Origin of the sequence: Bacteroides sp. AF39-11AC, from assembly GCF_003474285.1 — a bacterium.
Classification (GTDB): domain Bacteria; phylum Bacteroidota; class Bacteroidia; order Bacteroidales; family Bacteroidaceae; genus Bacteroides.
The window spans coordinates 63,454-77,276 of the sequence record NZ_QROH01000002.1 but is presented as its reverse complement, the minus strand read 5'-3'; the positions used below and the strand labels follow the sequence as shown (position 1 = coordinate 77,276).

The 13,823-nt window shown below is 43.5% G+C and carries 12 protein-coding genes and 1 tRNA gene; 5 read left to right on the top strand and 8 right to left on the bottom strand.

Translation table 11 applies throughout. The annotated features are described in order from the left end of the window. Nucleotides 1-74: 74 nt before the first annotated feature. The 4 genes from DW036_RS03135 to DW036_RS03120 all read left to right on the top strand — a co-directional run bounded on the left by DW036_RS03135 (nucleotide 75) and on the right by DW036_RS03120 (nucleotide 3,507). On the top strand, nucleotides 75-932 hold the full coding sequence (locus DW036_RS03135) for a phosphodiester glycosidase family protein (RefSeq protein ID WP_118461225.1): 858 nt from the start codon (nucleotides 75-77) through the stop codon (nucleotides 930-932). Between the two features lie 115 nt (nucleotides 933-1,047). After that, on the top strand, nucleotides 1,048-1,380 hold the full coding sequence (gene queD / locus DW036_RS03130; RefSeq protein WP_118461223.1) for a 6-carboxytetrahydropterin synthase QueD: 333 nt from the start codon (nucleotides 1,048-1,050) through the stop codon (nucleotides 1,378-1,380). Between the two features lie 30 nt (nucleotides 1,381-1,410). Further along, nucleotides 1,411-1,956, top strand: a complete 546-nt coding sequence (locus DW036_RS03125) for a radical SAM protein (protein ID WP_118461221.1) — start codon at nucleotides 1,411-1,413, stop codon at nucleotides 1,954-1,956. Nucleotides 1,957-2,058: 102 nt separating this feature from the next. Further along, a complete protein-coding gene (locus DW036_RS03120) occupies nucleotides 2,059-3,507 on the top strand; it encodes a calcineurin-like phosphoesterase family protein (RefSeq protein ID WP_118461220.1) in 1,449 nt (482 codons plus the stop codon). A 79-nt stretch (nucleotides 3,508-3,586) separates the two neighbouring features. Here the strand turns inward: DW036_RS03120 and DW036_RS03115 are convergent. The 6 genes from DW036_RS03115 to DW036_RS03090 all read right to left on the bottom strand — a co-directional run bounded on the left by DW036_RS03115 (nucleotide 3,587) and on the right by DW036_RS03090 (nucleotide 10,325). Next, nucleotides 3,587-3,659: transfer RNA gene (locus DW036_RS03115), tRNA-Trp, on the bottom strand. Between the two features lie 75 nt (nucleotides 3,660-3,734). Then, complete coding sequence (locus DW036_RS03110; RefSeq protein ID WP_118461218.1) at nucleotides 3,735-4,310, bottom strand: uracil-DNA glycosylase family protein; 576 nt, start codon at nucleotides 4,308-4,310, stop codon at nucleotides 3,735-3,737. A 108-nt stretch (nucleotides 4,311-4,418) separates the two neighbouring features. Next, complete coding sequence (locus DW036_RS03105; RefSeq protein ID WP_118461216.1) at nucleotides 4,419-6,512, bottom strand: KamA family radical SAM protein; 2,094 nt, start codon at nucleotides 6,510-6,512, stop codon at nucleotides 4,419-4,421. A 380-nt stretch (nucleotides 6,513-6,892) separates the two neighbouring features. After that, nucleotides 6,893-7,519 (bottom strand): hypothetical protein, encoded by a 627-nt coding sequence (locus DW036_RS03100; RefSeq protein WP_118461214.1) that lies wholly within the window; start codon nucleotides 7,517-7,519, stop codon nucleotides 6,893-6,895. A 462-nt stretch (nucleotides 7,520-7,981) separates the two neighbouring features. Further along, complete coding sequence (locus DW036_RS03095) at nucleotides 7,982-9,373, bottom strand: sodium:alanine symporter family protein (protein ID WP_118461212.1); 1,392 nt, start codon at nucleotides 9,371-9,373, stop codon at nucleotides 7,982-7,984. A 310-nt stretch (nucleotides 9,374-9,683) separates the two neighbouring features. Beyond that, complete coding sequence (locus tag DW036_RS03090; RefSeq protein WP_118461210.1) at nucleotides 9,684-10,325, bottom strand: helix-turn-helix domain-containing protein; 642 nt, start codon at nucleotides 10,323-10,325, stop codon at nucleotides 9,684-9,686. 155 nt (nucleotides 10,326-10,480) lie between these two features. Here DW036_RS03090 and DW036_RS03085 point away from each other — a divergent pair, with 155 nt between their 5' ends. After that, the gene (locus DW036_RS03085) at nucleotides 10,481-10,654 is read left to right on the top strand and encodes a histone H1 (RefSeq protein ID WP_007213067.1); all 174 of its coding nucleotides are present in this window, start codon (nucleotides 10,481-10,483) and stop codon (nucleotides 10,652-10,654) included. 191 nt (nucleotides 10,655-10,845) lie between these two features. On the opposite strand, the gene DW036_RS03080 is transcribed toward DW036_RS03085, so the two are convergent. Further along, nucleotides 10,846-12,570 carry a fimbrillin family protein gene (locus DW036_RS03080; RefSeq protein WP_118461208.1) on the bottom strand — a complete coding sequence of 575 codons (1,725 nt, stop codon included), beginning with the start codon at nucleotides 12,568-12,570 and terminating at the stop codon, nucleotides 10,846-10,848. 76 nt (nucleotides 12,571-12,646) lie between these two features. Further along, nucleotides 12,647-13,714, bottom strand: coding sequence for a fimbrillin family protein (locus DW036_RS03075; protein WP_118461206.1), 1,068 nt, complete (start codon nucleotides 13,712-13,714; stop codon nucleotides 12,647-12,649). Nucleotides 13,715-13,823: the final 109 nt, after the last annotated feature.

The following is a 13,823-nucleotide window of genomic DNA, read 5'->3' as shown; positions in this document are numbered from 1 at the left end:
GTTCTGTTTGCTTTGTTATCTGACATTCGCTTTAAATGCTTATGTTTGCGAAGAATTTTTTATAAAGTCAAAACATGGATTTGAGAAAGCCCATCTTCACGCTATTGCTGATACTGTGTAATGTATTTGCGGTGTTGGCACAGACTACCGCAGACTCTTTAGAACTTGTTACTGCTCACTGGAATGTAATTTCTATGGGAAAAGGTGTACTTTGTCGCGAAGCGGAGTTCGTTTCTTTGTATGGTGTTCCACAGCATGTTGCTATTCTTGAAATCAAACCGGAACAACATCGGTTTGACATTTTAATTCATTCTCCTAAAGAAGAAACCAGTAGTGCTGCCCGTCGTTCCGGTGCAGTGGCAGCTATTAACGGTTCTTATTTCAATATCAAGCAAGGAACTTCTATCTGCTATTTGAGGAAAGACGGTGTGGTGGTAGATACTACTGCAACCGGTATGCTCAGTTCTGTATCTAATGGTGCCGTGAAAATTGATAAAGGGAAACTGGACATCATATCCTGGAAGAAACAGGATGAGAAAATTTGCGAACAGAAAGAAGGAAGTATTCTCGTTTCCGGTCCGTTGATGCTGCTGGATGGAAAAGCTTGTGATTTGTCTGCTTGTAACCGGTCATTCGTTCAAACTAAACATCCACGGAGTGCCGTGGCTCTGATGAAGGACGGAACGGTGTTTCTGATTGCGGTTGCGGGCCGTTTCGAAGGTAAGGCGGAAGGTATCAATATTCCTGAATTGACACACCTTCTCCGTGTATTGGGTGCAAAGAAAGCTTTGAACCTGGATGGTGGCGGCTCTGCTACACTTTGGAGCACTTCTGCACCGGATAATGGAATTGTAAACAAGCTTACTGACAATAAACTTTATGATAATAAAGGGGAGCGTAAGGTTGCCAATTCACTTTGTGTTTACGAATAAAAGCAGAAGATTTAAACTGTAATCCTTAGAATTTTTGTACTTTTGTGCCGTGCCGAGGTGACATTAGGTGCGACAATAGACAAAGTATTTTCTTAATTAGCGTATTAACAAGAATATGTATACAGTTATCAAACGCATGGAAATATCAGCTGCTCATAGCCTGAAACTTTCCTATCGCAGCAAATGTGAGGATCTGCATGGTCACAATTGGATTATCACAGTCTACTGCCGTTCCCGGGAACTCAATGCCGATGGAATGGTAGTCGATTTCAGTCATATCAAAGAAACGGTGAAAGGAAAGCTCGACCACCGTAATTTGAATGAAGTTCTTCCATTCAATCCTACCGCAGAGAATATAGCCCGCTGGATCTGTGAGCAGATACCTACTTGCTTTAAAGTCGAGGTGCAGGAATCTGAATCCAATGTAGCCACTTATGAGGAAGAATGACCCTACTGAGAGTCGGTACGAATATTTTGTATGAGAAAGATTAATGAGATTTTTTATAGCTTGCAGGGTGAAGGCTATCACACCGGTACGCCTGCTGTCTTTATCCGCTTTTCCGGTTGCAATCTGAAATGCTCTTTTTGCGATACACGGCATGAAGAAGGTGTGCTGATGTCTGATGATGAGATTATTGCCGAAGTACGGAAATATCCGGCTGTTACGGTTATCCTGACGGGTGGTGAGCCTTCTCTCTGGATTGATGAGGCTTTTATCGACCGTTTGCACCAGGCGGGAAAGTATGTCTGTATCGAAACGAATGGAACGAACCCATTGCCCCAAAATATTGATTGGGTGACTTGTTCTCCCAAACAAGGGGTGAAGTTGGGGATTACCCGTATGGATGAGGTGAAGGTCGTTTACGAAGGTCAGGACATTGGTGTTTACGAGTTACTTCCTGCTGAATATTTCTTTCTGCAACCCTGTTCATGTAGCAATACTGCGGAAACAGTGGCTTGCGTCATGCAACATCCTAAATGGCGGTTAAGCCTGCAAACACATAAACTGATTGACATTCGTTAATGAATCGGGCAGTGTTATAGGAATGTAACGTGAATGACATCTTTCTTTTGCTTTTTAGGGCTTACTTTGCCGTGAAATTAAAATTCTAAAAAGAGAAGAAACATGAAATCAATTCATTCTTTATCCTTGCTGCTTTTGCTGAATTTGTTTGCAGCAGGAGGGTATGCAGCAGATCAACCCGTTAAAAAAGAGATTGCCGTAAGCGGTGTGGTGACAGATACGCAGAAACAACCTGTCGCAGGTGTTGTTGTGACAGATGGCGTTAATTTTACGCAGACTGATGATAAAGGGCGTTATCAGTTGGTATCTGATCCCGCACAGTCTAAATTCGTTTATCTTTCTGTTCCGGCAGACTACAAAACTAATGTAGAGAACGCATTACCTGTTGGCTATTATGCCCGGATTGATGCAAAAAAGAAAAAGAATCGTTGTGATTTCAGCTTGGTGAAGAGGGAACAGCCGGTTCAGGATTTTACCTTTATAGCTATCTCTGATCCGCAGGCAAGAAATGAGGAACAGTTGGATCGCTTTGCTTCGGAAACTGTGGTTGATTTGAAGGAAACATTGAAGCATTTGTCTTCGCAGGAAGTTTATGGAATGGTTCTGGGAGATATCGTCTGGGATGTTATGCCTTTATATGATTCGTATAAGAAGGTTATCTCTGGTTTGGACTTAACTATGTATCATGTGATTGGTAATCACGACTTTGATCAGCAATATGCGGCATTGAACCTTGCTACGAATAAGGAGGAATACGGAGAATTGGTGTTCGGTGACCATTTTGGACCGACGGATTATTCTTTTAATGTAGGGAAAGTACATATCATTTCGATGAAGGACATAGACTATAAAGGTAAGAAGAAATATACGGAGCAGTTTACCCCTGAACAATTGGAATGGTTGAAAAAGGATCTGAGCTATGTGAAGCCGAGTACTACCGTACTATTGAATCTTCATGCTCCTACGGCTAACAGTACGGGTAGAGGAGGAGCCAATGCTCGTAATGCCGAACAACTTTTTGAGATACTAAAAGATTATAATACGCATATCTTTGTCGGTCATACTCATTTCTATGAAAACCGCATTGTGACTCCCGTTATTTATGAGCATAATATTGGTGCAGCTTGTGGTGCCTGGTGGGCAGGACAGGTAAATCGTTGTGGTGCTCCCAATGGTTATCTGGTGGTAAATATGACTGGTGATGACATTTCCTGGCAGTATAAGGCTACCGGTCGTCCATTCGATTATCAGTTTCGTGTGTATAAGCCGGGTGAGTTTCAGAGCCAGCCTAAGTATCTGGTGGTTAATGTCTGGGATTATGATCCGGCATGGAAGTTATCCTACTATGAAGACGGTGTTGAGAAACCGGGCGTAATGGAGACTTTTGACGATGAGGATCAGGATTATATTACAATGAAGGAAGGAAAGGCTACAGGGTATCATACATCGCACTTATTCCGGGTACGTCCTACGGATAAGGCTAAATCAGTGAAGATTGTAGCAACGAATCGTTTCGGTCAGAGCTTTACTCAGACTGTAGATTTGAAATGACAGGCTTTGAATACTCGTTTATGACGGGGGAGTAAACAAAAATAGCTGCAAGTTTTTACTTGCAGCTATTTTCATCTTGCACGGGAGGAGAGGCTCGAACTCCCGACACCTGGTTTTGGAGACCAGTGCTCTACCAACTGAGCTACTCCCGTGTTTGCGGCTGCAAAGGTAATGTAAACTTTCAAATATGCAAGAGGGATGAGCGATTATTTTAACGCTCTCTCGTCTTATAACATCTGTAAGTCCTGATACATAATGCGGTAGGCCGCTGCTTTTTTTTCCAAGGCAAGCGGATAAGCACGCGAAGAAGAGGGCATCCGATAGAGTCGCATAGGTCTGCCATCGAAAATAAACTCTGTAAAATCTCCCACTTTCGGCTTTTTAAGAGAGAACTGTTCGCATAAAGTTTCTGTTGCTTTCTCACCTGTAGTAACTATAGCTTTACATTCCGGTAAGCGGCGGAGCATCCCCTCGATATCCGTAGGTTCTACAACTTCCAGAAATTTGTCGGATGCATTGTCTTGCAACCGTCGTATGGCGGTAGCTGTGTCAAATAGGGCAATGCCTTTTTCTTGCAGGAAAGGGATAATGCGATCTTTGTCGAAAGCTTTTGCCGCTTCGTTCAGAAAATGGTTCTTATCATTGAAGAACAGGAGTCCTACAATCCGCCACATATCATTGTTCCAGTTCGGATAATAAAACTCCATCGACCACCTTTTCTTTTGAGGTGGAAAGCTTCCCAGCATCAGCAAACGGGCGTTAGCGGGAAGAAAGGGTTCTAAAGGGTGCCGTTCGATTTCCATACTTACTATTTTTAGGATAAAAAATGTCTGAAAAGCCCGGAATATGATTCAGACTTCTCAGACGACTCTGTGATTTTCTTATGCAAAAGTATAGATTATTTCCGGAAGTTACTCTGCTATTTCCAGATTACTCATTTTTTCTGTGATGCGGAAAGGGAAGTCCGGATATTCGTACAGGCTGAACCGTGATTCGGTTTTGCCTTCCGTATAATTCCAGATACTTGCATAGTCTTCCACATCTTCTCCCATGGCGCGCAGTTGTCGCAGGTAGGCGGCTATGGACTTATTCTCTACAATATAGACCTGTCCTAGCTGATTGATAATCGGGCTGTGGCGGCGTGTTCCGTCGTGGTCGAAACGAAGGATGCGCTTTCCGTCTTCGGTCATTCCCACCAGATTGAACGTCATGCTCTTGCCGATGGCGGGCAGGTTCAATACGCTGCGGTCCGTAGCAAGGAACGGAAGATGGTGTATTTTCAGGAATTGGCGGATGCAGGACGCAGGATCAAGTGCGGTTTCGAGTGAAGCGGACAGGTTGAAGGCATCTTCTTTATTCAGTTTGCCGAAACGCTTTTCTTCTTGCTGTTCCTGCATGGAACGGCTGTTTGGCGTAAAGACAGCATTGTTTTCTTCGAAACCTTTTACGGAGAATGTATAGTAACAGACAACTCCCAGTTCATTAAGTACCTGGCGTAGGCGGGTGGTATGTCCCCGACGTGAGGCAGCTACGTTATACACAAGTTGGTTGGTAATCAGCCAGCCTGCCGATAATAATTTGCGAATACCTTCCTTTGCCTCGGGAGTAACCTCCAGTGGTGTTTGGAAGTGCGTTTGAATAATGAACTGGCGGATACCGATGACGGATGCTTTCTCCTTGAAAGTCCGCAGAATTTCTACCAATTCATTGTTGATACGCATTGGCAGATAAGCAGGCAAACGTGATCCGAGACGGATGCGCTGTAATTCGGCATACTTTTCTCCTTCCGGACGTTCCTGATTGGCTTTCCGTTTGCGGGTAGCCATGCGGTAAACGGCTTCCAGAATTGTGTTCAGTGTCTTGTTCTGACTCATGAGGGCATCTCCACCTGTGATGAGGATGTCACGCAATTGGGTATCTTCCTCGAAGTAAGTCATCAGACGGCGTAATTTCTTTTCCCATGTTTCTTTAGGACGCAGGGAGTCAAACTCGAAATTGAGTCGTTTGCTCTGGAAGTCATACATGCGCTGGCAGGAAGCACAAAGTCCGCCACAAGCGCGTCCCATGGTGTCGGGAATGAGGATGGCTACTTCCGGATAACGACGGTGGATATTGTGTCCGTCGGGCAGGAGCCAGCCGGCCGCATTGGGTTTTCCGGCTTCTACTACGTCTTCACGTTCCCAGGCGCGGATTTGCCCGTAAGTTTCCACCAGTTGCGGGGAGTAGAGGATGTAGCTGCGCAGAGACTCATCGTTGTATCCTGTGCTGCCGGGATTTAACAAGTGGAGGTAGTAAGGTGTAACGAAGAAAGGCATTCCTTTCTTCCGGGCACGAGACAATAGATACATGGTTTCGGCAGAGAGTGAATTGCCCAGGAAACGGTTTAGTTCCGTGGGAGTCTTAGCTGCCATGGCCAGATGGAAACGGAAGTCGTTCCACCATTCGCTGACGAGGCGGTATTTCTCTTCGTAGCTGATGCCCTCTTCAAAATGGAAGCGGGAAACGGAGGTACGGTGCTCTATCTTTTGTATCAATGCATGCAGAATGCGCTCTTTGTTTTTGGCGCGGATCAGCTGCACGTCTTCATCCAGTCCGCTGGGCCAACGCTCGGTCCACGCTTTGACGCGTTGGGGGGCCGGGAGTGGGGTGGCAAGATGCTGTAAGCGTTTGAATTGCTGGAAAATATCCAGGAACACATCTGTTTCCACATCTTCTTCCAGGTTCCCGGTAAGAAACGAGTATAGAAGTGACAGGGTAGAAACAGTTATTTGTTCATCGGTAGAAAGTTCATGGACTTCCTGTCCGTCATATTCAATCAGAAGTCGAATTTGCCTGACGACTTCACTTTCCGTATCGGCCTGACTAGTAATGAATTCCGAAATGCCTTGCTTGAAGCTTTCCGTACCGTCGCTCTGTTCGGCGATGCGTACAATTTCGGGAAGTTCATTTCGATAAAGTTGCTTCAACTGGGATAAAGTGAGTGCAAGCATTTTCTTTTGTTTCATAAGCAGTTGTTTTTTAATGATTAATACTGAAATAGCTACGAGTTACAAGCTGCAAGTTACAAGTAACGAATTAGAAGCTACAGGGGACGCGTGCCTTTTTGGGGGATGCCCTGATAGACTGAAGAGCCTGATGGCTTGCTCCGATAGTACGGAAGTTCGATAGCTTAAAAGTTCTGTTGATCAGAGTTTTAGAGTTTACACAGCGCAGCAGCTTGTCACTGGTAGCTTGTAGCCTGTAGCTTAGCGGGCAAAGCCTGCTAAAAAGTTGCATAAAAATAACAAAAAAAGGCGAGGAAATCATTTCTCGCCCTTTCTATTGATTATTTCTTTAGAAAACTTTTTCTTTTGATAACAGTTTTTACCTGATAGATATTTCAGGCTTATTTCTCTTCTGTGGCTTTGCTTTTCGGTTCTTTTTTAGCCAGTAGCACAACGTTGTACACGTATTCTGTCATCCACTGCTCGGAGTATCCCAGACGCTCTTTATATTGGCGGACCGCCATAGCCGTCTTATGTACATCGTCCTTTTTCCATACGGTTTTGGTGCAGACGTCATGCACGGTCTTTTCGGTCATACTGCGCAGTGCACCTTTAAAAACAGAGGGCACGCGGAACTTCCATTGCATCAAGTTGCCCATCAACATCATCAGGTCTTGTGAGAAGCCTTGATACATAAACAAGTATGCCTGCACATCATTCTGCGTGCGGCAATGTTTCTTTACGGAAGTATCGATTTCCTTGAAGAAGTTTTCACTCAGCCCATAGTCCTGCATCAGCATTTTGCGTGAAGCTGTCTTTTCGGCTTGTCCCAATCGTCCGCCTTGAGTCGGTATTTTGAACAGGCGTTTGAAGTTGGCTACATCCGGTACGAAACGAATGTTCGTAATGCCCAGATTAGCGGCAATCACGGACTGGAAATAAACGCGTGTCAGTGACACGAAATCTTCCACGTTTTTGGAGGAAGTACCCTCGGAATTCTTTTTAAATAGTTTGGCAAATATACCCATCTGATTTATGTTTTATGATTTATGATTTATAATTGCCGGGGCAATTGCGGTTGCAAAAGTACGAAATAAGTTGATTTACACCAACAATTGTATAAATCATGTGAATCAGGAGTTGAAATTAACTCCTTCTTATATGGTTATGAGCTAAATTGATACGCGGACAAGGCGGACGAACGCGGATTTTATAAGGCTGAAAGCCTGAGATTACATAGCGTAGGGCAACGCCCTACGTGATTATGTATATCTCTATTTAAGCCCTGAAAGGGCGCAATCAAGCATACACGCTTTATCTCGCCCTTTCAGGGCTCAAAAATGGGGATGTATATTACGTAGGGCGATGCCCTACGCTATATAATGCAAGCCTTTCAGGCTTAAAATTCAGCCCGATAAATTATCATTTAGCTCATTATTGTGCCGTTATGAATCTGTTTCAACTACTGATTCGTATAAATCATAAATTTCCTACCAGCACTCCACATCATTTTCTATCTCTTTGAGGTGGTCTTTTGTGAAAACAGGGTCTTTGATACCCGCTTGTTTCTGTGCACGGTAGTCTTCCAGTAGTTTGAAAGCGTATTTACCGAGCAGACTGATGGCAATCAGGTTGCAGAGCGCCATCAATCCCATGGTGACATCTGCCAGACTCCAGGCCACATCCAGTGCAGCGAGTGCACCAAACAGCACCATACCACCTACTAGGATACGGTAAATGTTCAATATCCATTTCTTACGGGTAAGATAACGTACATTGGCTTCTCCATAATAATAATTACCCAGAATGCTGCTGAAGGCGAAGAAGAACAAAGCAATAGCAACAAAAATGCTTCCTGCTGAACCAATCTCGTTCGTCAATGCTTGTTGCGTAAGTTGTACCCCGTTGGTAGAGCCGTCCAGTGGCGCACCGCTGAAAAGTATAATGAACGCGGTGCAGGTACATATAATCAATGTATCGGTGAAGACGCCCAACGTCTGTATCAGCCCCTGCTTTACGGGATGTGTGACGTGTGCGGTGGCTGCCACATTGGGAGCGGAACCCATACCGGCTTCATTGCTGAACAGCCCCCGCTTGATTCCCTGCATCAATGCAATGCCTACGCCGCCACCCAATGCCTGTTGCCAGCCGAAGGCATGACTGACGATGAGTTTGATAACGGCAGGAAGTTCAGTGATATTAATAGCTACAATAATCAGTGCCAAAGCAATATATCCCAATGCCATGATGGGGACAATGATACTGCTCACTTTAGCAATGCGCTGTACACCACCAAAGATAATAAGCAGCGTAGCTATGGTAATAAGCCCTCCTACAATGGCGTGATCGAAACCGAACGCATGTTCAAAAGCTGCACACAGTGTATTGCTTTGCACGGAGTTGAAAGCGAAGCCGAAAGTTATCGTAATGAGTACGGCAAACACAGTACCCATCCACGGTTTTTTCAATCCTTTCCGCATATAATAGGCGGGACCGCCAATGAAAGAGTCTTTGCCTCTCACCTTATATAATTGTGCCAGTGTGGACTCTACGAATGAACTGGCAGCACCAAACAGGGCGATGACCCACATCCAGAACACAGCTCCCGGTCCGCCTACAGCGATGGCGGTGGCCACACCCGCCAGATTGCCCGTACCTACGCGGCTGGCAATGGAGATGGCAAATGCCTGAAATGAAGAGATATGCTTTTCACCCGGCTTTCCGTTCGTAATTGCCGAATCACCCAGTAAACGTACCATTTCACCTATCATGCGGAACTGTACGAAGCGGGTTTTCAGGGTGAACCAAAAGGCACACCCCAAAAGCAGAGCGATAAGGATATAGGTCCAGAGAATATCGTTGATTGAATTGATTATATTCATGCTATATTGTTTAATATTTATTTGTTTAATGATAAACTGTCGGTTCTTCTGTCTGAATTTATTGATTATAAAGGTCGCAAAAGATATATTTTGTAACTGATTGAATATTATTGTGTTGTGTTGGGGTGTTCTAAGACTGCAACTGAGGTACCCTAAGTATCATACTGAGATACCCTAAGTATCATACTGAGATACCCTAAGTATCATACTGAGGTACCCTAAAATAACAACTGTTTTTGGCTTTTGTTTTTCTGTAAACAACTTTTTCCTCATACCCAAAAAGTAAAAGTCTGGATTGAAGAATGACCATTTACTTTAACCTGAAGTGAAACTTATGACCTTCAAATACCGGTTCTACAATATCAAACCGGATGAACTTGGCAAGTAAATGTTCCGCTGCACGTCGGGAAAGGTGTGCCAGCCTACAATACCTGTTCAGCGATAGACTATCATTTTCTTCCAACAAGTCAAGCAACAACTGTTCGCGCTCAGTATAAGTTATCAGTTCTCCCCGTGGACTGCCACTTTGCTGCCATACACGCAGATGTACCGGTGTGGCAAGTATATTCTCATCTTTGATGCGCAGATATGCCAATGGTTTTCCTGTTTCATCCTTGGCATATACAGGTTTTTGCAGACTTTCTTCAATCTGCACTACCAGCACGCTGCGCCCTTCCGCCTGAAAGGTCTGCATGTTATAATCCACTTCCGGCTGACAGTACATTTGCGCTGCCGCCTCTATCATATATTGTTCCTCGTCAGAGCGAACTCCGGCGATCTTTCCGTTATCTTTTACCCCGATCAGCAATCGCCCGCCGTCCGTATTGGCAAAGGCGGAGAGCGTTTTTGCGATCTTACGGGCATCGGAAATTTCAAACTTAAAATCCTGCCTTTGGTGTTCACCTTCAGCTATGAGCATGTGTATGTATTCCGTATCTGTAAGGGGTTTCATGCCTGCAAAAGTAGGTAAAAAACGCCAGAGGACGCCTTTTTGTATAATTTTTGCGGATTATTTCAAAAAAAATATTGTTTTTCTGCATTTATTTCAAGAAAGAGTGTATTTTTGCCAGACATTATTAACGAAGTAATATTAATAAGAAAAGGATTATGAAAGAATTAGTTGAAAAAGTTGCTGAATTGTATGCAGCATTCGAGAAAGATGCAAAAGCTCAGATTGAAAATGGTAACAAAGCTGCCGGTACTCGTGCACGTAAGGCTTCTTTGGAAATCGAAAAATCAATGAAAGCATTCCGTAAAGCATCTTTGGAAGCTGCTAAATAATAAGCACGCTTACTGAAAGAATTGAAAGACCGTCTCAATGAGAACGGTCTTTTTTGTATTTGTCCAAAACTGTATTTTCTAACAAAACTTTCTACCTAAGTAACGCTTAAAAAATAAGTTGGTACATAAGTAAGTGCGGTGAGTAAGCTTATAAATTATCATTTATGTACCAACTTCTTTTTTAAGCGTTGCTAAAAAGCGAAAAAGGGATAGATCAAATAGTTGGCGTAGGCATCTTTATTAAAGAATTTTATACCAATTCTATCCCATGGCACTTCCCCCTCTTCTTTTAAAAATCCCCAAATAAGAATCCAATTGGCATTATTACTATATTCAGTACTACTTGTCAAAATTCGCCGAGATTCGTGTAGATGATTTGACTTCTTATCCACCTTAGCCAACTGGGCATTATATGCATCCAGCGTTATCTGCCCGTAGCCGTCATAATAATTATCCCAGCCATACGCTGTCGGGTCATAGTCGCATATATTTACCAGCAAGTCTATCAACTGACCAATACTCGGAAGAAACCACGGACTACGAATTGGCAGACCATCTTTTTGAGGTATCTTATCCTGCTCTTTCTCCTGAAGTTGCTGGATGATATAAAAAGCAGTGTATATACTTTTGAAATTGCTACCGTTTCCATACGCTTCAATTATTGTTTTTGTATCAGAATAACCATCCATATACTCTTTGATTTGGGTGGTTTTCGGTACATTCTTAATTTCCTCATCTATACCTGGTTGTCCCCATCTTCCCAATCCGATACTATCCAATTTCATTACATAGGCATGTGTCCATCCATTATCACTGCACCCTTTGTCCGTCATCTTGTCAGGATTGCAAGTGATTACCATTCCGATAGCATTTTCATAATCAAAGATTTTCCCATTTTCTTCCAACAGCCCATCTCCGGGATGTACCTCTATCCGTTTCTCATTATCATTCTGAAAGATAAAATCTCCGGGATAAAGCCCTCTTTCCGTACTGCCTTTGCCGGGTACAGGACTGATTACTTTCAGCGTATAGCACTTTCCGGAAGCAAAAGTGGTAGTACTGCCGGAATAGTTTATCTTTGCTTCCTTATTATCTCTGCCATTAGTGGTCGTATAGTTTCCGGTAATCTTTGCATCTTGTTGTGGCGTAACAATGGCACAGTATTTCATAGAGTCTATCCGGTAAGCAGTAATACCGTTTAGAGCCACATTTGTAGTCGCTGAGTCGGTACCTAAAATTCTCGATTCTTTGTGGTAAACAAAACTCGCATCTTTGGGTGGGAAACAACCTACGTATGCTTGTGGCTGCAATACCAGCAATGTAAACTGATGTTGAAACTGCAAACTTAGGATTATCTTCGAAGAATTGCTGATATCAAGCACGCCGATAGCAATCATCAGGTCGCTGGCAGTATGTTTTTCTGCTGTGGACTGGTCTTTTGCCGGTTGCAGTTTTTCATTCTCTGTCAGCGAAGCAATAACCTCATTTATGTTTTTTAAGGCATTGGTATTTATCGTGATATTTTCTTTGTATGGATAGTATGCAACGTAGCTCACGCCATCATACCAATAAAGCGTCTTACCGTCCTTAACCGGGCTCCAACTTCCGCTTGATGTATCGAAAATCAAAGGGGTATTATCTACATTATCTATTATTTCGCCGTCTTTCACGGCGAAAATGCCGATTGAATCACCGTCGATGAACTCCGTTTTAAGATGTCCGTCTTTTACGGCTACACGTGTAGAAGGTTGCCCGGAGCCGGAAGGATTTTCAAAATCAGTTGCTATAGCCCGGACGGTGAGGGGTACACCATCATAGCAGCCCGTTATTCCCCCATTGTTTGTTTTATTTTCGTCAGTGCATGCGCTACAAATCAAAAGTATGCTCAAAAAAATGATGCTGATGAAAGATTTCATACCTCTTTTAATAATTATTATTGTTTCAAATCAGTTGATATTTCTTTGTGAAGTTTATGCTTACCGCTCAGATCCGTCAGCCCTCTGTCGTATCTTCCGTTCCGTTTACCGTTTCATCTTCGGTGGCTCCTTCCCATGGTGAAGGACTATTATCCGGCATTACGGTAATTGCCTTTTTGGCAATGCCAATGGCATAACCCACAGTAGCACCAGAGGTCCAATTATCGGTCAAAGGTAAAGACTGGTCTTTTATGCTAATGGATTGAGTGATAAGAGCATTGTTGCTGTCTTTTGTAGTATACTGATAAGTAATGCTGAACTTGCTCTCTTTTCCATCGGGAAGCAGAAAAAAAGTGGCAAGCAATCTCTTTCCTTCCGCAATAGTATTCGGTACAGAGAAATTTGTTTTGCTTGCGGTAAAGACTTCCTTCTCGCCAGAAGATGGATATGTCCACTTCCACCCTTTGTCGCTATCGGTTGCAGGAGCATGGTAGGTTAGTATTCCGCTTTTTATTCCTGTAAGAGAGAAAGAAGTCACAGACTTTCCATCCGTATTATCATTACTTTTTACGTAGATATTGACCTTGGTCAGTGTATGGCGCAGTTTGAAACTTACATTTCCATTGTTTTGGTTCATTACCGGAGTTGAGGCAAGAAAATCTATCTGTTGGTTTTCGGCTGTGGGCACAGTATAACTCAGCACCGGAAAACCGCTTGTCGTTTCTTTATCCTGAAAAGAGGGATTGCAGCTTTCTGCCTCCTTCACATAGGGGGCGTAAGCAAAGAAACTGATTTTGTCTGTTGTTGAATTGTCCGGCCAGAATTTGACCGGACTATAAGTCCATTTGCCGTCCGGTTGCTTTGCAACAAGCTGGTTATACATGAAATTCGGTGTCGCGGTGCTTTCATTGAAATTCCCATGTGTGAAATATGCAAAAACACCGATATTCTCAAGGTTGTCTGTGGCAGTATATTCCTTTGTAGCCCTTGTTTCCGGAACATCTCCTGAAAAGCCTATAGGGGTATTCCCTTGTGGAAGTTCGTATGTGTTTTCTTCCCCATTGCAAGCTCCTACCAACAAGGGCAATGCAAGGAGGATGCCATACAACCGCTTTGTACTTATGCTTCCTGTTTTTCCATTCATGCTTCTTTTTTCTATTTCGTTGTACGTCTTCTTTATCTGGGTGGCCGGAAAGGGACATTCAACCCCGTCCGGTCTGTTGGGTTATATCCGTATCTTCCTAAGAAGCCGG

What these genes read in the sequence shown, in the direction of transcription:
- DW036_RS03125 (WP_118461221.1), top strand. Translation starts at nt 1,411, where the DNA reads ATGAGAAAGATTAATGAGATTTTTTATAGCTTGCAGGGTGAAGGCTAT.
- DW036_RS03090 (WP_118461210.1), bottom strand. Translation starts at nt 10,325, where the DNA reads ATGAAACCCCTTACAGATACGGAATACATACACATGCTCATAGCTGAA.
- DW036_RS03075 (WP_118461206.1), bottom strand. Translation starts at nt 13,714, where the DNA reads ATGAATGGAAAAACAGGAAGCATAAGTACAAAGCGGTTGTATGGCATC.
- DW036_RS03095 (WP_118461212.1), bottom strand. Translation starts at nt 9,373, where the DNA reads ATGAATATAATCAATTCAATCAACGATATTCTCTGGACCTATATCCTT.
- DW036_RS03135 (WP_118461225.1), top strand. Translation starts at nt 75, where the DNA reads ATGGATTTGAGAAAGCCCATCTTCACGCTATTGCTGATACTGTGTAAT.
- DW036_RS03110 (WP_118461218.1), bottom strand. Translation starts at nt 4,310, where the DNA reads ATGGAAATCGAACGGCACCCTTTAGAACCCTTTCTTCCCGCTAACGCC.
- queD (WP_118461223.1), top strand. Translation starts at nt 1,048, where the DNA reads ATGTATACAGTTATCAAACGCATGGAAATATCAGCTGCTCATAGCCTG.
- DW036_RS03080 (WP_118461208.1), bottom strand. Translation starts at nt 12,570, where the DNA reads ATGAAATCTTTCATCAGCATCATTTTTTTGAGCATACTTTTGATTTGT.
- DW036_RS03120 (WP_118461220.1), top strand. Translation starts at nt 2,059, where the DNA reads ATGAAATCAATTCATTCTTTATCCTTGCTGCTTTTGCTGAATTTGTTT.
- DW036_RS03105 (WP_118461216.1), bottom strand. Translation starts at nt 6,512, where the DNA reads ATGAAACAAAAGAAAATGCTTGCACTCACTTTATCCCAGTTGAAGCAA.
- DW036_RS03100 (WP_118461214.1), bottom strand. Translation starts at nt 7,519, where the DNA reads ATGGGTATATTTGCCAAACTATTTAAAAAGAATTCCGAGGGTACTTCC.
- DW036_RS03085 (WP_007213067.1), top strand. Translation starts at nt 10,481, where the DNA reads ATGAAAGAATTAGTTGAAAAAGTTGCTGAATTGTATGCAGCATTCGAG.